Source organism: Methylomonas rhizoryzae (genome assembly GCF_008632455.1).
GTDB lineage: Bacteria > Pseudomonadota > Gammaproteobacteria > Methylococcales > Methylomonadaceae > Methylomonas > Methylomonas rhizoryzae.
The window spans coordinates 3,176,576-3,196,550 of the sequence record NZ_CP043929.1 but is presented as its reverse complement, the minus strand read 5'-3'; the positions used below and the strand labels follow the sequence as shown (position 1 = coordinate 3,196,550).

The 19,975-nt window shown below is 56.4% G+C and carries 16 protein-coding genes, 2 tRNA genes and 1 pseudogene; 7 read left to right on the top strand and 12 right to left on the bottom strand.

The features are described from left to right. Positions 1-19 precede the first annotated feature (19 nt). Positions 20-2,188 (bottom strand): AMP-binding protein, encoded by a 2,169-nt coding sequence (locus F1E05_RS14290; protein ID WP_150049586.1) that lies wholly within the window; start codon positions 2,186-2,188, stop codon positions 20-22. A 284-nt stretch (positions 2,189-2,472) separates the two neighbouring features. Between F1E05_RS14290 and F1E05_RS14285 the strand changes: the two genes are divergently transcribed. The 7 genes and pseudogenes from F1E05_RS14285 (at position 2,473) to F1E05_RS14255 (ending at position 8,539) form a co-directional block, all read left to right on the top strand. Then, entirely contained in the window at positions 2,473-2,856 is a 384-nt protein-coding gene (locus F1E05_RS14285; protein ID WP_197737373.1) for a class I SAM-dependent methyltransferase, read from the top strand. A gap of 318 nt (positions 2,857-3,174) precedes the next feature. Then, positions 3,175-3,624 carry a hypothetical protein gene (locus F1E05_RS14280; RefSeq protein WP_150049584.1) on the top strand — a complete coding sequence of 150 codons (450 nt, stop codon included), beginning with the start codon at positions 3,175-3,177 and terminating at the stop codon, positions 3,622-3,624. A gap of 198 nt (positions 3,625-3,822) precedes the next feature. Continuing rightward, a pseudogene (locus tag F1E05_RS20920) lies at positions 3,823-4,165 on the top strand (formylglycine-generating enzyme family protein). 422 nt (positions 4,166-4,587) lie between these two features. Beyond that, entirely contained in the window at positions 4,588-5,229 is a 642-nt protein-coding gene (locus F1E05_RS14270) for a methyltransferase (RefSeq protein ID WP_232056659.1), read from the top strand. A 197-nt stretch (positions 5,230-5,426) separates the two neighbouring features. Continuing rightward, on the top strand, positions 5,427-7,208 hold the full coding sequence (locus F1E05_RS14265) for a GspE/PulE family protein (protein WP_150049580.1): 1,782 nt from the start codon (positions 5,427-5,429) through the stop codon (positions 7,206-7,208). 116 nt (positions 7,209-7,324) lie between these two features. Then, positions 7,325-8,416 carry a redox-regulated ATPase YchF gene (ychF, locus tag F1E05_RS14260; protein ID WP_150049578.1) on the top strand — a complete coding sequence of 364 codons (1,092 nt, stop codon included), beginning with the start codon at positions 7,325-7,327 and terminating at the stop codon, positions 8,414-8,416. Between the two features lie 46 nt (positions 8,417-8,462). After that, positions 8,463-8,539, top strand: a tRNA-Met gene (locus F1E05_RS14255). Between the two features lie 38 nt (positions 8,540-8,577). Here the strand turns inward: F1E05_RS14255 and F1E05_RS14250 are convergent. The 11 genes from F1E05_RS14250 to F1E05_RS14200 form a co-directional block, all read right to left on the bottom strand. After that, positions 8,578-8,919: a hypothetical protein gene (locus F1E05_RS14250; RefSeq protein WP_150049576.1), complete on the bottom strand. Its 342-nt coding sequence runs from the start codon at positions 8,917-8,919 to the stop codon at positions 8,578-8,580. Positions 8,920-9,216: 297 nt separating this feature from the next. After that, positions 9,217-9,303, bottom strand: a tRNA-Leu gene (locus F1E05_RS14245). Between the two features lie 78 nt (positions 9,304-9,381). Beyond that, complete coding sequence (locus F1E05_RS14240) at positions 9,382-10,614, bottom strand: aspartate kinase (protein ID WP_150049574.1); 1,233 nt, start codon at positions 10,612-10,614, stop codon at positions 9,382-9,384. A gap of 76 nt (positions 10,615-10,690) precedes the next feature. Beyond that, complete coding sequence (locus F1E05_RS14235; RefSeq protein ID WP_190303147.1) at positions 10,691-11,752, bottom strand: SGNH/GDSL hydrolase family protein; 1,062 nt, start codon at positions 11,750-11,752, stop codon at positions 10,691-10,693. Between the two features lie 152 nt (positions 11,753-11,904). Beyond that, positions 11,905-13,083, bottom strand: coding sequence for a type III PLP-dependent enzyme domain-containing protein (locus F1E05_RS14230; RefSeq protein WP_232056658.1), 1,179 nt, complete (start codon positions 13,081-13,083; stop codon positions 11,905-11,907). Further along, positions 13,050-13,646, bottom strand: a complete 597-nt coding sequence (locus F1E05_RS14225) for a 5-formyltetrahydrofolate cyclo-ligase (RefSeq protein WP_150049569.1) — start codon at positions 13,644-13,646, stop codon at positions 13,050-13,052. The genes F1E05_RS14230 and F1E05_RS14225 overlap by 34 nt, the downstream gene beginning before the upstream one ends. Beyond that, positions 13,639-14,577: a tRNA (adenosine(37)-N6)-dimethylallyltransferase MiaA gene (gene miaA / locus F1E05_RS14220; RefSeq protein ID WP_150049568.1), complete on the bottom strand. Its 939-nt coding sequence runs from the start codon at positions 14,575-14,577 to the stop codon at positions 13,639-13,641. Before miaA ends, F1E05_RS14225 begins: the two co-directional genes overlap by 8 nt. Further along, positions 14,577-16,448, bottom strand: coding sequence for a DNA mismatch repair endonuclease MutL (mutL, locus tag F1E05_RS14215; RefSeq protein WP_150052000.1), 1,872 nt, complete (start codon positions 16,446-16,448; stop codon positions 14,577-14,579). The genes miaA and mutL overlap by 1 nt, the downstream gene beginning before the upstream one ends. A gap of 86 nt (positions 16,449-16,534) precedes the next feature. After that, on the bottom strand, positions 16,535-17,989 hold the full coding sequence (locus F1E05_RS14210; RefSeq protein ID WP_150049566.1) for an N-acetylmuramoyl-L-alanine amidase: 1,455 nt from the start codon (positions 17,987-17,989) through the stop codon (positions 16,535-16,537). Positions 17,990-18,028: 39 nt separating this feature from the next. Further along, positions 18,029-18,487, bottom strand: a complete 459-nt coding sequence (gene tsaE, locus F1E05_RS14205; RefSeq protein ID WP_150049564.1) for a tRNA (adenosine(37)-N6)-threonylcarbamoyltransferase complex ATPase subunit type 1 TsaE — start codon at positions 18,485-18,487, stop codon at positions 18,029-18,031. Continuing rightward, on the bottom strand, positions 18,481-19,947 hold the full coding sequence (locus tag F1E05_RS14200) for an NAD(P)H-hydrate dehydratase (RefSeq protein ID WP_150049562.1): 1,467 nt from the start codon (positions 19,945-19,947) through the stop codon (positions 18,481-18,483). Before F1E05_RS14200 ends, tsaE begins: the two co-directional genes overlap by 7 nt. Between the last annotated feature and the right edge of the window lie 28 nt (positions 19,948-19,975).

Below are 19,975 nucleotides of genomic sequence, written 5' to 3'. Positions count from 1 at the left end.
GCTCCCCTCGGTCGAAACGCTAAACCTCGCTTGCCTCGTCGTGCTCGGCGTGATCCAACAAGGACTGCGCTAAAGCCGTGGCGCCGGGATAATCGGTCTTACCGGTGGCCAGTACCGGCAATTTGTCCAGCACAAAAATTTTCTTGGGTAAGTTGATTGAGGCAACGCCGGGCGAGGCCGCGGCCAATTGTTTGGGATTTGCCCCGCGCTGGCTGGTTAACAACACCAATTGCTCGCCTTTTTTCGGGTCCGGCAGATTGACGACCGCGTGATGAGCATCGGGCCAGACGGTCGCGGCCAGCTGTTCGACAAAGGCCAGAGACACCATTTCGCCGCTGATTTTAGCGAAGCGTTTGCTGCGGCCCTGGATGCGGATAAAGCCTTCGTCGTCGACGCTGACAATATCCCCGGTATCGTACCAACCTTCGCCGTATAAAGAGCAGGGCGGCACCAGCACGCCGGGATTGTTCGGCAGCAAATAGCCTTTCATGATGTTGGGTCCGGCGACGTGCAGTTTGCCGCCTTCGTCTATACCGGGAACCGCTTCCAGTTTGTGCAGCATATCCGGCATGAAGCGGCCGACCGTGCCGGCTTTGTAGTCCATCGGCGTGTTGACCGCGGTGACCGGAGAGGTTTCGGTGGCGCCGTAACCTTCCAATATGCGGATGCCGAATTTATCCAACCACATTTGCCGCGTGGATTCCTGTAATTTTTCCGCCCCGGCCACCACATAACGCAAACTGTAAAAATCGTAAGGATTGGCCTTTTTGGCGTAATTGGCCAAAAACGTATTGGTGCCGAACATGATGGTGGCGCCCACTTCGTAAGCCATTTCCGGAATAATGGAATAATGCAGCGGCGACGGATAGAAAAACACCGTCATGCCGTTGACCACCGGTAGCATGGTGCCGACGGTAAAACCGAAGGAATGGAACATCGGTAAAAAATTCAACACGATGTCGCGCGAATTGAAGTCGATGCGGGATTTGACTTGCAGCAGATTAGCCAACACGTTGGCATGCGACAACACCACGCCTTTGGGAGCGCCTTCCGAGCCGGAAGTAAACAAAGTGACGGCGGCATCGTCGCCATCGCCGCCGCGATACCAAAGGCCGGCAGTCTTGGCCAGCAATGCGCCGGTCAATTTGTCGATGCCGGACAAACTGCCGGCCAAGTCTTCCAAATAGGTAATCTGAACGGCTTTTGCCAATTGCTCGATGTCGTCCTGTAAACGGGCCAGCTCGACGAATTTGCGCGAGCTCACCACGTGTTTGATTTGGCCGGTGTTGCAGGCCGATAGCATGCCTGTTGAACCGATCGAATAATTCAGCATGGCCGGCACCCGGCCATACAGCTGAATGCCGAGTATCGCGCACAAGGTTTTGGCGGAATTGGGCAGTAACACGCCGACGTTTTCCCCGGCCTCGGTCAAAGGTTTCAACAGCCGGCCCAGGATGATGCTACGGGTTAACACATCGTCGTAATCGAGCGGTTTGCGTTCCATGTCTTCCGCCACCCGATGCTTGCCGCCGTGGACGCGGCGGGCCTCCAATAGTGCGGAGAATAGGGTTTGCTGATAATGACTGGTGGCAAACAGCATTTCAGTCATGATGTCGGCCAGGATGTGTCCACTTTTTTTGCGCCTGACTTTACCGGTAAATTGGCCGTGGGTATCGATGCGGGTCGGCGGCAGAATATGCAGGGTAATCGCTGGAAACCAGCGCAGGCGCACGATGTTTTTCAGCTTGGAAAACGGCGTGTACTGCGCGCCGGCTATGCGAATCGGCAGAATGGTCGCGCCGGATTTGTCCGCCACCATGCCGGGGCCGTCATAGATCTTCATCATGGAGCCGGTCACCGTGATGCGCCCTTCGGGGAAAATCACGGTTCTGGTATCGTGCTGTAGATGATTGATCAGGGCTTTTAAAGACAAGGGATGGGTTGGGTCCATCGGAAACACCGTGGACAAGCGTAAAAACGGCTTCAGCCACCAGCGCTGGGAAATATGGGTGTTGATCGCAAAAGTGATGTCGTCCGGTAAGAATACCCCCAGCAACAAGGGGTCGAGAAACGAGGTGTGGTTGGCGATGATCAATACCCGTGCTCCCGCTGCGTGGTAATTTTCCAGGCCGACGACCTTGACTCGGTACAGCAGCGTCAGCAACCAATGCAGAAATTTTTTTAACATAGTGGGCCTCCGGGGGCTCATCTTAGCAGACGGATGGAAATTGAGGCGCACTATACCTAAAAATTAAACATCGATCAATTATTCGCCGCCGCCAGCAAAATGCGCAAGCGTCGGTTTTTGACGCAAGTCAGTTAAGATAGCTTCATAGAGCAAGCGCACGCTATTTTGACAATCACAATTAGCCGGCATATACCGGCTAAGGCAAAACAAGGAAAACACTATTAAACGTCGGCGGTCATAGCAAAGCCATCGCACTACCCGGCCAGTATCAAAATTTTCGGCAATTGTTGCTGGACATCGATCCTAAAGGTTCGCCGGATATCGTCTGCGACGCGCGCCGGTTGACCGATTTGGAGTCCGCCGGCTTCGATGCGGTTTATTGTTCGCATAATCTGGAGCACTACTATAGGCACGATGTGCCGCTGGTATTGGCCGGTTTTTTACACGTGCTCAAACCCGGTGGCTTCGCGCACATTCGGGTGCCGGACTTGCTAGCGGTCATGCGTAAGACCCTGGAAAATCAACTGGACTTGGAAGACACCCTGTATCAGGCCAAGGCCGGACCGATTATGGTGTTGGACGTGCTTTACGGCTACGCGTCGAGATCGAGCGTAGCGGCCGGGATTTCTACGCTCACAAAACCGGTTTTAGCGAAAAATCCTTGTTAAATGCCTTGAAACAAGCCGGTTTTTCTCATATTTACATGGGCTTAGGTAATTTAGAAATCAACGCCGTAGCGTTTAAAGGACAGCCGGACCCGGCTTGGCGCCAGTTGTTCGATCTTTCGGACTGAAAGTGGCCGCTTTGTTGCGCCGTTTGCTCTGTTAACGATCTGAGAAACTTCGGGTTGTTTAATCAAAGCATGGTTGGCGGCAGCGATGCCCCGTCGCTATTGGCAAAGCCGGCCTTGTTCCCGCCCAGTTTGCCGTGCTAATTTTCGCAATCGTTTATCGCTTGGAACACGATGATGGCTTTTCGCTGGATACATGTGTCCGATTTTTATGTCGGCGGCTTCCGATTTGGATAAAACCCGCTTGTTCATCGCGCCGGGCAATCATGATGTGGATAAAAGTGTTGCTGAGGGCTTGGCGCGCACCTTAAAAAGCGAGAACGAATCCGTCGAGTATTTCGCTAACGGCAAGCCAAAGTACCATTTCAACAAATTCAAGGAGTTCCAAAAATGGTACGACCGTTATTTCAAAGACATTAGAAAATTCCCCAAGAACAACACCTGCCAACCGTTACAACGCTTCGACGCAAATAGATGCTTGATTGCCGTGCTGGCAATCAACACCACCTTGTGCAGTTTGTCCGACGGCAAAGACTACAACGCTGTATGGATAGGCCGCCGTAATCTGGATGCCGCGGTCGCGGAACTGGAGAAGGCCCAGGCCGATTTCAGTTTTGTGTTGATGCACCACCCCCGAAGACGATAGTCAGCGGCTGACGCCGTTTCGCGAAGACAAGCGCCGGGTACGTTGGTCACTCCAATCTCTGCTGCCCCGCCATGCGCCGTATCGGGCGCTGATGGACGATTACCGCGATAGCCCGGAATTATTGGGGCAACACGAAGTGAGCTTTGCTGCGGGTTTCCGGCTGTTTGATACCGCCTGCACGCAGGCCTTGGGCAAGCGGTGACCGGCAATAATCCCAGTCATTTCCAGGGCGATGAGCACTTGCCGGTCGAAAATGTATCCTGGCAGGATGTTCAGTACTTCATCCAGGTGCTAAACCAATTGCTGCCCGGTTTACAACTGTGTTTGCCCAGCGAGGCGCAATGGGAATACGCCTGCCGGGCGGGAACAACCACCGTTTGCCTTCGGCGGCAACATCACGCCGGCTTTGGTGAGCTACCACGGGGGGCACCATTATGCCGACGGCGAAAAAAGCGAGTTTCGGGGCAAGACCGTGCCGGTGGCCAGCCTGCCCGCCAATCGCTGGGGTTTGCATGCAATGCACGGCAATGTCTGGGAATGAACACAGGATACTTGGCACGCCGGTTACCAAGGCGCCCTCCGGGATGGGGCAGCTTGGGTCTAGGGCCTCGTGTGGTTCGCGGCGGGGCTTGGTACGACTACGCCTGGAGCTGCCGCTGCGCTTGTCGTAACTTGTTTATCTTTACGCCGCTTTAAACATGACCAGGCGCGCCAAAACCAAACGCATAGCCATTAAGCGTATGCGTAAAGGGAGCGGGTGGTATTAAACGATGTGCCGGCTCGAATGGTTTAATGAGGGAGCCCTGCGGTTTGCCGGGTCTGCGATTGACAATCTGGCCCAGCCGCGCGCCGCCGGCAAAACCCAAAGCCGGTTTGAGTTAATCGCGGACTTTACGGTAGCATGCGCCGGAACACACCTTTCCCAACGACTACCCGACATTGCAGACCATGACAGCACAGGATATGAGCATCGACTTTCGTCAACAGGAGTTAGCCCATTATTTGGATAAACAACCCTACGTCACCGAATTGGACGGCATCACCTTAACCATCGCCAAAAACGTGTTTCCGTCGGACTTCGGGCTGACCAGTCCGTTTTTCGGCAATTTCATCCTGCAGCAAGCGCCGGCCGAAACGGCGCTGGACATGGGTTGCGGTAGCGGCTATTTCGCATTTTTATTGAAAAAAATCGGTTGCGGCCAGGTGACCGGCGTGGATTTCAACCGCGATGCAGTGCAATGTACCCTGGAAAACAGCCGGTTGAATTCGCACCTGGGGCCCATCGATTTTTTGCACAGCGATTTGTTTGCCGATGTGCCGCATAAGCTGTTCGACTTGATCGTGTTCAATTTCAATTACTATCCGGCGGACGGTACTTTCGGGCTGAATGCCGACGGCGGCAGGGAAATCTTGAAACGGTTTTTCCGGCAGGTGAAAGATTATATTAGCGAGCATACCCGCATCTATATTCCTTACTCGCAATTTGTCGGGGCGGAGCACGATCCGAAACACATCGCCCCGGAATTCGGCTTTTCGGTAACGCTGGAACACAGCACGGTCAATCATGCCGGCGAGCATTACATTTACAAACTCATGCTGGCATAGCCTCGGCTATCCATGAATATCGTTATCGCGTTTCCCTAGATGCCCAGCGCCGACGCTCCGTCCTCGTTTACACGAGCGGGCCGGGGCGTGGTCGATTCGGTTTGACGCAGCCGCGCACCGCAGTTTTCGACGCCGGCTACGTCCGCCCGCAATGATTCCGCTAGACTTAAACCATTTCTATCGATTCGTGCGGACACATGCGGGAAGACAGCCATACCGAAGACCATAAGCTGGACATATTCGCCATCATCGCCTGGTTGGAGCAAGATGGAAAACTGTCGCCCGCCGATCTGCAGAAAGCCGAGCAATACGCCAGAGCCGGGATCAACGCGCAAAAACATCCGTTAAAAGTCCTGGCTGACTGTGAGCTGGGCGACCGCAGTCAGTCGGGCAAACTGATGAGTCTGGAAGACTTGACCCAGTGGTTGGCCCCGAAACTGAATGTTCCCTACTACTATTTCGACCCGCTGAAAATCGACGTCGCCAAGGTCACCACCTTGTTCAGCAAGGCTTACGCGGCCAATTACAACATTTTGCCGATCAAAATCAGCGACGACGAAGTCGTGGTGGCCACCGCGCAACCCTTCATCCGCTCCTGGCAGCGCGATTTGAACAAAATGCACCAGGGCCGGATTCGCTGCGTCTTTTCCAACCCGGACGAAATCAAACGCTACGTCGACGAGTTTTATAATTTTTCCCGCTCGTTAAAAGGCGCCAGCACGCAAACCGGACAAAACGAAATCAGTAACGTCCAAAACTTAGAGCAGTTGGTCGAGTTGAGTAAATCGTCCGATTTGGACGCCAACAACCAGCACATCGTCAATTTGGTGAATTGGCTGCTGCAATACGCGTTCGACCAACGTGCCAGCGATATTCATATCGAGCCGCGCCGCAATCAAGGCAACGTGCGCTTTCGCATTGACGGGGTACTGCACCAGGTTTACCAATTTCCCAAGCCGATTTTGAATGCGGTATTGAGCCGCTTGAAAATTTTGGGCCGGATGAACATCGCCGAAAAGCGTTTACCGCAAGACGGACGGGTGAAAACCCAAGCCCCCAACGGCAAGGAAATCGAAATGCGCTTGTCGACCATGCCGACCGCGTTCGGCGAGAAGCTGGTGATGCGGATTTTCGACCCGGAAGTGGTGCTGCGCGACTACGAACAACTTGGCTTCAACAAACAAGAAATGCAAGTGTGGAGTCGCGTCAGCAGCCAAAGCCACGGCATCATTCTAGTGACCGGGCCTACCGGTTCGGGTAAAACCACCACGCTGTATTCCACACTAAAACGCCTGGCAACCCCGGAAGTCAACTTGTGTACGGTGGAAGACCCTATCGAGCAAATCGAACCCAGCTTCAACCAAATGCAGGTACAGCCCAACATCGGCCTGGATTTTGCCGCCGGCATACGCACCTTGATGCGGCAAGACCCGGACATCATCATGGTCGGCGAGATTCGCGACATGGAAACCGCGGAAATGGCCGTGCAAGCCTCGCTGACCGGCCACTTAGTGTTTTCCACCCTGCATACCAACAACGCCCCGGCGGCGGTAACCCGCTTGTTGAATATCGGCGTGCCGGGTTATCTGATTCAACAAACCGTACTGTGCGTCATGGCGCAGCGCCTGATCCGGGTGCTCTGCCACTGCAAACAGGAAATCGAAGTCGACGAAAACCAATGGCAGGCCCTGGTATTCCCGTTCAAGAGTCCCGCGCCCAAAAAAATGTATCGCGCCGTCGGCTGCAAAGAATGCCGCAATACCGGCTATGCCGGACGGATAGGCATTTACGAAATCATGGAAAACACCCAGGAGCTGCAAAAGTTGATCGCGGAAGGTTGCGATTTAGCCCAATTGCAAAGACTCGCCATCAAAGAAGGCATGCGGCCGTTGCGGCTCAGCGGCGCGGAAAAGGTGGCCGCCGGCCTGACTACCATAGACGAGGTAAACCGAGTGGCGCCGGAACGCATCAAGATATGAACCGGCCCGTCCGAGATCCGACACACGCACAGGTGAAGTATCGGCGACGCAGCGGTATAATTCGCCGCTTTGGCCCCGTTCGGCAACGGGACGTTTGCATCTAACTCCAAATCATCATGGCTCTACATTGCGGCATCGTCGGCTTACCTAACGTCGGCAAATCCACGCTTTTCAACGCGCTTACCAAAGCCACCATCGCAGCGGAAAACTACCCATTCTGCACCATAGATCCCAACGTCGGCGTCGTGCCGGTCCCGGACCCGCGCATCGACAAACTGGCTGAAATCGTCAAGCCGGAGCGCGTGCTGCCGACGACCATAGAATTCGTCGACATCGCCGGACTGGTGGCAGGAGCCTCCAAGGGCGAAGGCTTGGGCAACCAATTTTTGGGCAATATTCGCGAAACCGACGCCATCGTGCACGTAGTGCGTTGTTTCGTGGACGAAAACGTGATTCACGTGGCCGGCAAGGTCGATCCGATCAACGACATCGAGGTCATCAATACCGAATTGGCTTTGGCGGACATGAGTTCCGTCGAGCGCGCGCTGCAAAAAGCGCAAAAGGCCTCCAAATCCGGCAATAAGGACGAACTGGCTCGTAAAGAGGTACTGGAACGGGTACAGGAACACTTGAACGCCGGCTTTCCAGTACGCACCCTAGGCCTGTCCGAAGACGAAGCCAAACTGATCAAAGAACTGTGCCTGATAACCATCAAGCCGGTGTTGTACATTGCCAACGTGCAAGACGACGGTTTCGAACACAATCCGATGCTGGATAAAGTCGTCGAATTCGCCAACAACGAAGCCTCCAAGGTAGTGCCGGTTTGCGCCGCAATCGAAGCCGAAATCGTGCAACTGGACGATGAGGAAAAACAAGAGTTTCTAGCCGACTTGGGCCTGGAAGAGCCCGGATTGAATCGAGTGGTGAGGGCTGCCTATCAGTTGTTGAATTTGTCGACCTACTTTACCGCCGGCGTCAAAGAAGTCCGCGCTTGGACCATCCCGGTCAACGCACTGGCACCGCAAGCAGCCGGGGTAATCCACAGCGATTTCGAAAAAGGCTTTATCCGGGCCGAAGTGGTTTCCTACGACGACTTCATCGCCTACAAAGGCGAGCAAGGCGCCAAAGACGCCGGCAAGTGGCGTTTGGAAGGCAAGGACTATAAAGTCAAGGACGGCGACGTCATGCACTTCCGCTTCAACGTTTGACACAATATCGTCAAATCCATATAATAGCAGCTCTTTACCAGATCACGGCGACATAGCTCAACCGGTTAGAGCGCGGGATTCATAACCCCGAGGTTCCAGGTTCAATTCCCGGTGTCGCCACCAATAAAACAAGCACTTAGGCCATAAGCCAAGTGCTTTTTTTATGTCTGCGGTACGCTGGAAATAAAAAAGCTATGAAAAGACAATAAAAGGGTATCCGTTTGCCTTCCGGCGTTGTGGCGTCCGGTCGGTCGTTTGTTCAGCGCGTTGCTGCTAACAATCTCGATGGCGTTCTGGTCGCCGGTCGGGACAATACCGACGATACCGATGCTGCCCAATTCTGCCGTGGCGTCGGTGACGATTGCAATCACCGCCGTTTTGCCTTGAGTTTTGAACGGTACTGGCGAAGGCGCCGGTACTTCCATGGTCGCCAGTTTGGCTTCGGTGCGGAACAGCGTTTCCAGGTGAATACGCGGCATCGCGTACAGGGTGCCGGTCAGCATTAGTTTAGGCCTCCATCATGAGTACGATTTCGGGGTTGCAATTCTGCCGGCGGTAAAAGCCGTCCATGCCCGATGTGTCAGCTGAGCAAATTAATTGCTCCTCTTCTACTTCGAGCGCGTACTTGCGATTTCCAGCTCCGCTTTCAGCGCCGGACGTTCGGCGAGGTAACAAAAAAAGGTAACACTTTCCGGTGTATGTCCCGGCATTTCATGAGGTGTCTTCGGACAATAAAAAACCCGCTAAGCCTTACGGCTTGCGGGTTTTCGTATTCAGTTGCACGTCTCTGTACATATAAATGGTACCGAGGGTCGGAATCGAACCGACACTCCCTCGCGGGAACCGGATTTTGAATCCGGCGCGTCTACCAGTTTCACCACCCCGGCAACTTAAGCGCGCATTATAAAGCGTCTAAAAGTTTTTGCAAGCTTTTTATTACAGCAATGTTATTGCTTATGCTCCGTTTAGGCGACGGCGGGTTCGTTGTCCAGGCCGAAAGCTTTGTGTAAAGCGCGCACCGCCAACTCCAGGTATTTTTCGTCGATCACGACCGAGATTTTGATTTCCGAGGTGGAAATCATTTGAATGTTGATGCCTTCGTCGGCCAAAACTTTGAACATGGTGCTGGCGATGCCTGCGTGGGAGCGCATGCCGACGCCGACGATGGAAACCTTGACGATGCTGTCGTCGCCAAGGATTTGGCTGGCGGTGCCGAGATCGGCGCGTAGCGATTCCAATACGTTTTGGGCTTTGGCGAAGTCGTTACGGTGTACGGTAAAGGTAAAGTCGGTTGCGCCGTGGGCGGAGACGTTTTGCACTATCATGTCCACCTCGATGTTTTCGCCGGCTATCGGCCCTAAAATTTTCGAGGCAATTCCGGGCAGGTCGGATACACCGGTTAACGTTAGCTTGGCTTCGTCCCGGTTAAATGCGATGCCCGAAATTAACGCTTTTTCCATTTCTGATTCCTCGTAAGTGATTAGCGTGCCGGTGCCGTCGATGAAAGAGGAGAGCACGCGTAATTTGACATTGTATTTTCCGGCGAATTCGACCGAACGAATTTGTAATACTTTGGAGCCCAAGCTAGCCATTTCCAGCATTTCTTCAAAGGTGATGCGTTCCAGGCGCCGGGCTTTGGGAACGACGCGCGGGTCGGTGGTATAGACGCCGTCGACATCGGTGTAAATATGGCATTCGTCCGCTTTCAAGGCTGCGGCCAGTGCAACGGCGGTGGTGTCCGAGCCGCCCCGGCCCAGCGTAGTGATGTTATTGTGTTCGTCTACGCCCTGAAACCCGGCTACCACGACCACGCGGCCGGCGGCTAGATCCGCGCGCATATTGTCTTCGTCGATTTCCCGAATGCGGGCCTTGGTGTAGGCACTGTCGGTCAATATGCGGACTTGGGCGCCGGTATAGGAGCGTGCGTCGCAACCCAGGTTATGCAAAGCCATTGACAACAGGGCGATGGTGACTTGCTCGCCGGTCGACAGCAGCACGTCCAATTCGCGGTCGGTCGGTTGTACTTGCATTTCCTTGGCCAGTGAAACCAGACGGTTGGTCTCGCCGCTCATCGCCGATACGACGACGACGATTTGATCGCCGGCCTCTCGGGCTTTTTTGACTTTTTCCGCGACGGCTTTGATCCGTTCAACCGTACCTACGGAAGTCCCTCCGAATTTAAAGACATACAATGCCATGTGTGTATAGACCTTTTGGGCTTGTTAATGTGTCGCGTCGCGACGGTTAAAGCTACTGCGGGGCGGTAGCACAAAATTAAACGAATCGGCTTGGCCGTGATAAACGCATTTTGTAACGGGTCGTCATCCTGCGGCCGGATACGGCGAGTAAGCCGCTGGCGAACAACAGCGCAGCGCCCGGCAACGGTACAACCGTATCGGCAAACGAGTTCGCCGCCGACAAGGCGTCGAGAGAAGCCAAGGTTTCAGCCATCGCTTCAGCTGCTAATGCGTGCAAACGTGTAGTGGGGTGCACACTGTCCCAGAACAGGTAGCTGTCCGGGTCGGCACAGACTGAAGGTAAATTGACGCAGGCGTCTACCACGTTGGTAAAACCGTATGCCGAGGGGGCTTGCAAAATGGTGTCGAATAAACTGTAGGTATCGAATTCGGTGATGCGGGCGCTCGGCAGTTTACCGGATAAATCGTCCAGAAACAGCGATAAGGTGCTGTTAAACGTTTGAGTAAACGCCGCGGCATAAGCGATTACGTCCGCGCCGTTTTCGAGCGCATATGGGGTTTTACTCATATCGGGCAAGTTGGGCACCAGGATGTTTTGGGCGCCGTAAATCGCCAGCACGGCTACGTAGGTAGCAATATTTTGTGCGGCTTGGGTCGCGGTACCTGAAAAAGTCAATAAATCGTTGCCTCCGCCCCAAACCACGTACAAGGCGTTGCTATCGACCGGGTTGGTTGACAGGTAGGCGACGACTTGTTGCGCCATGCCTGGCAGCTTCAACAAGCCGCCGGTCGATTGCGTGCCGAAGTCTCCGTAGTTGCCGATGCCGGAGGTCGAGCCGGCGATGGCTAAATCGAAAAAATTTCCGCTATTGGCGCCGCCCGGCAGAATGCTGTCGGCGAGATACTCGACTGCGGTTTTGCCGTTGGAATAGTGGCCTTGGTAGTAGGGCGGACAGGGGTGCCAGGGATCGCAGTTACCGCCCAGTAACTTGTAGAGACTGACGACTGCCGACGGGTCGGCGCCGGCGTCGGACAGGCTGTCACCGAATACGTATACGCCTGAATAGGTTGAGGCAATGGCCGGGGCGGCGCTGAGTGCCGCCAATAACAACATTGCTGCGAAAGTTAATGGTTTCATCGAATGGTTTCTCCCAAATAGAGCGTGCCGGCCCCGGCCGTAAACGTTAGCTATTTCACAAAATCGCAATAAAGTGTATCGCATTGGCCATCAAGAGTAATGAGAGATTTTTTAAGCGTTCGCCTATCGGTATCGCATGCAGTCTAGCGTGCTCAGGGGTAATCCTGACTCAGCCATTGTGCGCGGTATGCGGCGTAGCAGTCGGTTTTGACCAAATGCAGCGCCGTGCCGCGCTTAAGGTATATCGCCGGTAGGGGATGGCCGTTAAAGCGATGAGCTTTAATCAGGCTGTATGCACCTACCTGAGCGAAGGTTAGGGTTTCGCCGATCTCGGGTAGTCGCCGGAAGCGGTAAGCCCCGAATACGTCGCCGGCCAAACAGGTGCAGCCGGCAACAATGGCCGATTCGTCGCCGGACGGACTAGCTTGCAATAGCTCGGGTTGCAGTTGGTATTCGAACACTTCGGGTAAGTGGTTGACCGAAGTGTCCAGAATCAGCACGGTTTCGCCGTCGCTGACGAAGCGGTCTATGATTGTCGCGTATAAATAGCCGGCGTTGCCGACGATGGCGTTACCCGGTTCCAGATAGACCTCGTCGGCATAGTCGGCGCGCAATTGCGCAATCAATTCCGACAATTGCTGATGATCGACCATGCTGTGATACAGATAGCCGCCGCCCAAATTCAGCCAGCGCAATCGCCCGCATCGCGCTAGCACCGGCTGCAAGGCTTGCAAGGTCAGGCGTAACGGCTGTATGGCTGTTTGGCCGAATGCGTTATGAACATGTAGGCCTGCGATTGCGGCCGGTAAACCCTCGGCCAAGGCCTCTATAGCTATCCCAAGTTTGGAATGGCGCCGGCAAGGGTCGTAACGTTGGTCTGCCGCTTGCGAGACTTTGGGGTTGACTCGCAAGCCGGCGGAGTAGGGAGCGCAGGTTTGGTACAGCGCGGCGAATTGGTTCAGGGAATTGAAGCTGACGTGGCTACATAAAGAGGCCAGTTCGCTAAACTCGTCCGGCCGTATGCCCGGCGTGGTCAAGTGCAGGCTGCCGCGGTTTTGCGCCGCTTCCCGGCATAGCTTGGCCTCGAACAATGAGCTGGCGGAAAAGCCGTCGACTAAGTCGGACAATTCGGCTATCAAACTGGCCAGCGGCAAGGCTTTGACCGAATACAACAGCTTGCAGGCGCTAGCGGTTCGGATTGCTTGCAAGGCTTGAAGGTTGGCGTGCACCCGGTCCAAATCCAGTACGAAAGCCGGACTGCGCGGCTTGAAATTTTCCAGCGCCAGCATATCGTCCGTCATGGGCAACGCTGCCCCCGGTACGCCGCGCATTCGGTCAGGACCCAGTTCATGTAGACGTCGTGTGCCTCCATCGATACCCGATCCAATAGTTGCCGGTGGAAACAGGCGCCGGCCAACAGTGTATCCGGTCTGACCCGGGCCAGCAGGCGGTCGTAGTAACCGGCTCCGTTGCCCAGCCTGCCGCCGCTAGGATCGAAAGCCACGCCGGGTACCAATATTGCGTCCAATTCATCCGGGTTGATGAGTTTTTCGGCTTCCAGCCGACGTTGATGCGGCGGTTCTAAAATCCGCCACATGCCCGGCCGTAGTTCGTCCAGGGATTGTAAATGCCATAAACCGAGGCACTTGTTGCCGTCGCCGTCCTGCGTGCAAAACGGTATGACGAGGCGATGTTTGTTCAGCCGCAGCTGTTCGCAGACGGCGGGCTGGGTGCGCACTTCCGAGCGGCAATCTAGATACCACATCACCGTGCGCGCGTGAGCTTGCTCGACCAAGTCTTGAAAGCGCCGGCAAATGCGGGCGCTGGCGGCGTCCTTGTCGGTTTGGGCTGCGCGTGCCGCATAGCCCAGGCCGCGTTGTCGGGCTTTATCCATGCTGGGCAAAATGGGCTAGGGCGGTGTCGATTAAATCCGGGGCTTCGCTGACCAAATGCAGGGCGTCGGCTTCTTTGCGTAGCCATGTCAATTGGCGTTTGGCCAGTTGCCGGGTGGCAGCGATGCCTTTGTCGCGAAAAGTGGCGAAATCGCATTCGCCGTTAAGGAACGACCAGGCTTGCCGGTAGCCGACGCAACGCACGGACGGCAGGCCCTCCGTCAAATCGCCGCGAGCGCGTAAAGCCCGCACTTCGTCTAAAAAGCCTTGCTCCAGCATGGCGTCGAAACGTGCGGCGATTTTTCGGTGCAAGCCGGCCCGTTCGCTGGGGGCGACGATCAGTTTGATAAAGCGGTACGGCGGCTCGTCGTCGGCTTCGCTCTGAAAAAAGCTGGAGATGGGCCGGCCGCTGATTTCGTAGACCTCCAGCGCTCTTTGGATGCGTTGCGGGTCGTTGACGTGGATGCGTGCGGCGGCTTGCGGGTCCACTTGCGCCAAGCGCGCGTGCATCGCATCCTTGCCGGCGTCGAGTAACTCCTTGTCCAAGCGTTGCCTGATCTCAGGGTCGGCTTCCGGCAGTTGCGCCAGTCCCTGGGTCAATGCGCTGAAATACAACATGGTGCCACCCACCAACAACGGTAATTTGCCGCGTTTGACGATGTCGTCCATCAACTCGAAGGCGCGGCTGCGAAACTGGCCGGTAGAAAAGCTTGCGTTCGGTTCCAGAATGTCGATCAAATGGTGGGGGATGCCGCCGCGCTCCGCCAGGGTCGGTTTGGCGGTGCCTATGTCCATGCCTCGGTAGACCAGGGCGGAATCGACGCTGATGATTTCCGCGTTCAGCGCTTGAGCCATGGTTACCGCCAGCGCGCTTTTGCCGGACGCGGTCGGCCCCATAAGCAGTAATACGCGCGGTTTTTCGAGGGTTTGCATTATTGGCCGCGCATGAAGAAGCGGTCCAAGTCTTGGTGACTCAGGCTTATCCAGGTCGGACGGCCGTGGTTGCATTGGCCGCTGCGTTCGGTTTGTTCCATGTCGCGCAACAAGGCGTTCATTTCGTCGATGCTGAGCCGGCGTTTGGCGCGCACCGAGTTATGGCACGCCATCGTAGCCAGGATTGCGTTCAGCGTTTCTTCGGCCTTGCGGCTGGTGCCGTGAGCGAGTAAGTCGGCCAAAATATCCCGCACCAGGCGGTCGCTGTCGGTTTTGGCCAGCAAGGCCGGGAGTGCACGCAGAATCACGGTTTCCGGGCCGGAGCGGGTCAATTCGAAACCCAAGCCGAAAAAAAAGCCGTGTTCTTGTTCGGCTACATCGGCTTCCGCCGCGCTGACTTGGATTTTTATCGGCAGCAACAGGGGTTGGGAAACGATGCCTTGGGTTTGGTAAAGCTGTTTCAAGCGCTCGTAGGTTACCCGTTCATGGGCGGCGTGGGCGTCGACCAAGATGATGCCGTCCGCAGTTTCGGCCAAGATATAAATGCTGTGGATATGCGCCAGCGCGTAGCCGAGCGGCGGCAAACCGTCGCCGTGCGGTTTGTTTTGGCTTTGCGGGTACAGCTTGCCGTAGCCTTCGATTTGCTCGGCTACGCTGCCCGGCATGCGGGTGCGGGCCGGATAGCTGAACGCGCGGTTAGTCGTGGCCGCGGGGGGTATATACGTTTGTTGCGACGTCTGTGACGGCGCGGCGTCGTTTAACGGCAGCGATAATTGTTCGCCGGGGTTGGAACGAGCTTCGGCATTTGCGGAGGTTTTCGCCGCCGTGCCTGGTATCTGCGTTTCGATTAGCTCGGTAGGTGCTAGACCGGGGCGTTGTTCCGCCAGGCTGCGATGCAGGGCTTGATAGAGAAAATCGTGCACCATGCGGCCTTCGCGAAAGCGGACTTCCAGTTTGGTCGGGTGGGCGTTAACGTCGACCAGCGCCGGGTCCAGCTGCAAGTACAGCACGAACACCGGATGCCGGCCGTGGTATAGCACGTCTTGGTAAGCTTGTTTGACGGCATGGGCGATCAAGCGGTCTTTAATCAAGCGGCCGTTGACGTAAAAGAACTGCATGTCCGGCTGACTGCGCGAAAACGTCGGTTTGCCTACCCAGCCCGACAGTTGCAAGCCGGATGCGGCAAAGTCGATGTTGACCGCGCTGTCCAGAAATACCGAGCCGCACACCGCGGCAATGCGCTTTTGCTGGTCCGCCGCACCCGCAACCGGTTTCAAATTAAATACTTCGCGCTGATTGTGGTTCAGCACGAAGCCGACGTCGCAACGCGCCAAGGCCAATTTCTGCAGCAAACTTTCGATATGGCCGAATTCGGTCTTTTCGGTTTTCAAAAATTTGCGCCGGGCGGGAGTGTTGTAGAACAGGTCGCGCACTTCGACGGTGGTGCCGGGCGGATGCGGATCGGGCTGCGGATCGAAGTTTTGCTCGCTGCCGTCGGCGCTGACTTGCCAAGCGCATTCGGCATCCGCCGGGCGGGAAATCAAGGTCAGTCGGGCTACCGAACTGATGCTGGGCAGGGCTTCGCCCCTAAAACCCATGGTGGCGACCCGTTCCAGATCCTCCAGCGAGGCGATTTTACTGGTGGCGTGACGCGACAAGGCCAAGGGCAAGTCGTCTTTAACGATGCCGCAGCCGTTGTCGCGGATTTTGATCAGTTTGACACCGCCTTGTTCGACGTCGATGTGGATTTGGGTGGCGCCGGCATCGAAACAATTTTCCACCAATTCCTTAATGACGGATGCAGGGCGTTCCACCACTTCGCCGGCGGCGATTTGGTTGATGAGTTGGGTGGGTAAAGCTTGAATCCGCATCGTGCGCGCCATGCAAAAGCGCGTATTCTAACGGATAGAGCGAATTTTGGGTGATATAGCGAATGTGCCGTTTAAACGGGCAGGGACTAACTGCTGCGTGGAATTTGCAAGACTCGGCCTACTCTGACCTCGGCGTTGCCGCCGTTGGCCGAACGGATTTCGCGAACCGAAACCCCGTACTGGCGGGCGATGTCGTGCAAGGTTTCGCCGCGGCCGATTACGTGGCGGGTGGTGGCGGGAGAGCTGCCGACCACTTTGTCGCCGACTTCCGGTATGGCGGCACGGGCCAGCGGCGGTTCGGCGGATTTTTGCCGGGTTGCCAGTTTAGCCGGCGTATGCCCGGATTTTTGCAGTTGGGCGAAGCTGGTATCGGCGGGAGCGTATTGTTTGAAATGCGCCATGATGCCGTTAAATACGGCTTTGGCCATTTGTTGTTGATAGCCTGTGCTGTTCAAGCGGCGTTCTTCGTCCGGATTGGAAATGAAGGCGGTTTCGACCAAAATCGACGGGATGGGCGATTTCAACACCACGAATCCGGCTTTTTGTACGCTTGTGCGGTGTAAATGTCCGACCGATTTGACGCTTTTCAAGACCCGGTTGCCGATATGTTGGCTGGCTTCTTTGGCGGCATTCGTGGTCAAATCCATCAACACCGAGGCCAACACGTCGTCTTGAGCCTCGCCGGAGCCGTCGGCGGCATTTTCGCTATCGGCCAGAAACTGGGCGACGTGGCTGGATGCGCCTTTGTTCGCCAGGGTGTAGATCGATGCGCCGTGGGCGCTGGCGTCGTCGAATGCGTCGGCGTGAATGGAAACCAATAAGTCGGCCTTGGCGTCGCGGGCGATTTTGACCCGGTCGCGCAGTTTGACGAAATAATCGCCGTTGCGAATCATCACGGCTTTCATGCCGGGTTGTCGGTTGATTTCCCCGGCCAGACGCTTGGCGATGGCGAATACCACGTCTTTTTCCTTGGTGCCGTTGCCGCCTTGGGCGCCGACGTCTTTACCGCCGTGCCCGGCGTCGACCGCGATGACGATGTCGCGGCCCCGGGTTTTGGCGGGTTTGGCCGGGGCGGACTTAACCGGTTCGGCGACCGGCTTGATTTTGGCTTCTTTGATAGGTGCGGTGGTTTTGCCGGCCGTTTGTTGCCGTACCGGGGTAGTGCCGGGTTTGCCGTTCAAATCCAGTTGCAGGATTTTGCCGTTCACGCTGGCGCGGATGTCGGCAGCACCGGCCAGTTCCACGACGACGCGCAAATCGGTTTTGTTGCGCACGCCGGAACGCACGGCCAGCGCCAACGATTGGCCGGCCGGCGGTTGAGCCAAGGCGGCAGCCAGTTCGGTGTTCGGAAAATCGATGACCAGCCGGTCCGGGTTTTTTAACAGGAAGTGGCGGTAATGCGGCGTTTCGGTTAGCTCGAACACCAGACTTTTGGCGGAACCTGCAAAATGCAAGTTTTGAATCCGGGCTTGGCCGGCGTGGGTGGCGGCGGCGAAACTGCATATCGCCAGCAGCCAGAAAAATTGTAGTGTTAAGCGCATAAGCCAGCCAACCGGGGAACTTATAATAACGGTTGGAGATTATAGCAGCAGGTTATTGTTTTTCCAGTTAATTGTTAATGGTTTGCCTAGGGTGTTGATTTCCAATCGCCTTCCGCAGTCGGCAATGGCCAAATCGATTCGAATGTCGGGGGCAGGCAGTATTCCCGTGCCGTTTTGCGGCCATTCTATGCAGCACAGCGCCGGCTGCGCTAAATAATCGTCCATGCCTATCCATTCCAATTCTTCCGGATCTTTCAGCCGGTACAAATCGAAGTGGAACACCTGTCGCTCCGGGAGGGAATATTCTTCCACCAAGGTATAGGTAGGGCTTTTGACGGCGCCGCTGTGGCCGTAGGCTCGCAATAATCCGCGTACCAAGGTGGTTTTGCCGGCGCCTAGGTCGCCGTACAAAAATATCAGGCATTGGCGCGGCAGGGCTGCCGCCAAGGCGGCGCCGAAGGCTTCGGTTTCCGCGCTGCTGTTGAGATCGATCAGCATGAATTCGACAGTGCTGTGAGAAAGGGAAATAAATCGCTGGCCAGCATGCCGCGCTCGCCGTGCTGCAGCGCGGCCCTATCGGCGGCGGCGCCGTGCAGGTGCACGGCTAAGCGGGTGGCATCCGAGTCCGGCAAGCCTTGCGCCAGCAGCGCCGCGATGATGCCGGTCAAGACGTCGCCCATGCCGCCGCCGGCCATGCCGGGATTGCCGGTGGTGTTGACGTAGATCGTGTCGGCATCGGCCACCAAACTGCCGGCGCCTTTCAGCACGCAAATGCCGCCGTAGCGCTTGTGCAGCGCCCGCACCGCCGCGTAGCGGTCGGCCGAGACGTCTCGACTACTGCACGCCAGCAATCGGGCGGCTTCGCCCGGATGCGGGGTCAATATCCAATTACCCCGGGCGACCGGAAATTGCGCCAACAAATTCAGTGCGTCGGCGTCTAACACGCAGCGTCGGTCGGTTGCCAAAGCGGCCGCCAGCAGGCCGTGCGCCCAAACATCCTGGCCCAGGCCGGGGCCGACGGCGATAACGTCGGCTTTTTCCAGCCAGGGCTGGAGTTGCGTTTGGTTTTCGACCGCGTGGCACATCAGTTCCGGCCGGCCTATGTTTAAAAAGCCGCTGTGTTCCGGCCGGCTGGCGATGCTGACCAGTCCGGCTCCGCAACGTAGCGCGGCTTCGCCGGCCAAGCGGATGGCGCCGGAAAAGCCCAGGTTGCCGCCGATCAACAAAACGTGGCCGAAGTGGCCTTTGTGGGCGCTTCGGGGACGCGGCGGAAATGGCGGTTGGCGTAGTAGCCGCGCTTTCGGTCTATATGGCTCCAGTACGCCGGGCGGCAGCCCGAGGTCCGCGCAGACGATTTCCCGACAATAATCCGCCGCTTCACCGGTCACTAAACCGCCTTTCAGGGCGATGAAACTGACCGTCAGATCGGCGCGCACGGCGCAGCCCAGCGCGCAGCCGGTATCGGCGTGCAAGCCGGACGGAATGTCCAGCGCCAAAACCGGGCGGCCGCTGGCGTTGATCCAATCGATCGCCGTCGAGAACGGCGGCTCGACCGGACGGCTCAAGCCGGTGCCGAGCAGGGCGTCGACCACTACACCTTGCGGGGCTGCGGTTTCGTCGAACGCCGAACAACTGCCGCCGGCCGCCAGATAGTGCTGATAGGCGCTTAAAGCGTCGCCTTTTAGTTGTTGCGGATCGATAACGCTGCAAGTTCGGACTTGCATTCCGGCCTGCATGGCCAGCGTGGCCAGTAGGTAACCGTCTCCGGCATTGTTGCCGGCCCCGCAACAGATTTGCAGCGAGGTTTCGTCCGGCCAGCGCAGTCTAAGCTGCTCGAAGGCCGCGCCGGCTGCGCGGCGCATCAATTCGAAACCGGGAATGTTCAGTTGCTCTATTGCATGGCGTTCGACCGCACGAATTTCAGCGACCCCGTACAGTGCGTTATCGGATGGAGGCATCGGATTGTCGTGTAAAATGAGAGGCACA

What these genes read in the sequence shown, in the direction of transcription:
- F1E05_RS14290 (WP_150049586.1), bottom strand. Translation starts at nt 2,188, where the DNA reads ATGTTAAAAAAATTTCTGCATTGGTTGCTGACGCTGCTGTACCGAGTC.
- F1E05_RS14280 (WP_150049584.1), top strand. Translation starts at nt 3,175, where the DNA reads ATGTGTCCGATTTTTATGTCGGCGGCTTCCGATTTGGATAAAACCCGC.
- F1E05_RS14270 (WP_232056659.1), top strand. Translation starts at nt 4,588, where the DNA reads ATGAGCATCGACTTTCGTCAACAGGAGTTAGCCCATTATTTGGATAAA.
- F1E05_RS14265 (WP_150049580.1), top strand. Translation starts at nt 5,427, where the DNA reads ATGCGGGAAGACAGCCATACCGAAGACCATAAGCTGGACATATTCGCC.
- ychF (WP_150049578.1), top strand. Translation starts at nt 7,325, where the DNA reads ATGGCTCTACATTGCGGCATCGTCGGCTTACCTAACGTCGGCAAATCC.
- F1E05_RS14250 (WP_150049576.1), bottom strand. Translation starts at nt 8,919, where the DNA reads ATGCTGACCGGCACCCTGTACGCGATGCCGCGTATTCACCTGGAAACG.
- F1E05_RS14240 (WP_150049574.1), bottom strand. Translation starts at nt 10,614, where the DNA reads ATGGCATTGTATGTCTTTAAATTCGGAGGGACTTCCGTAGGTACGGTT.
- F1E05_RS14235 (WP_190303147.1), bottom strand. Translation starts at nt 11,752, where the DNA reads ATGAAACCATTAACTTTCGCAGCAATGTTGTTATTGGCGGCACTCAGC.
- F1E05_RS14230 (WP_232056658.1), bottom strand. Translation starts at nt 13,083, where the DNA reads ATGCGCGGCGTACCGGGGGCAGCGTTGCCCATGACGGACGATATGCTG.
- F1E05_RS14225 (WP_150049569.1), bottom strand. Translation starts at nt 13,646, where the DNA reads ATGGATAAAGCCCGACAACGCGGCCTGGGCTATGCGGCACGCGCAGCC.
- miaA (WP_150049568.1), bottom strand. Translation starts at nt 14,577, where the DNA reads ATGCAAACCCTCGAAAAACCGCGCGTATTACTGCTTATGGGGCCGACC.
- mutL (WP_150052000.1), bottom strand. Translation starts at nt 16,448, where the DNA reads ATGCGGATTCAAGCTTTACCCACCCAACTCATCAACCAAATCGCCGCC.
- F1E05_RS14210 (WP_150049566.1), bottom strand. Translation starts at nt 17,989, where the DNA reads ATGCGCTTAACACTACAATTTTTCTGGCTGCTGGCGATATGCAGTTTC.
- tsaE (WP_150049564.1), bottom strand. Translation starts at nt 18,487, where the DNA reads ATGCTGATCGATCTCAACAGCAGCGCGGAAACCGAAGCCTTCGGCGCC.
- F1E05_RS14200 (WP_150049562.1), bottom strand. Translation starts at nt 19,947, where the DNA reads ATGCCTCCATCCGATAACGCACTGTACGGGGTCGCTGAAATTCGTGCG.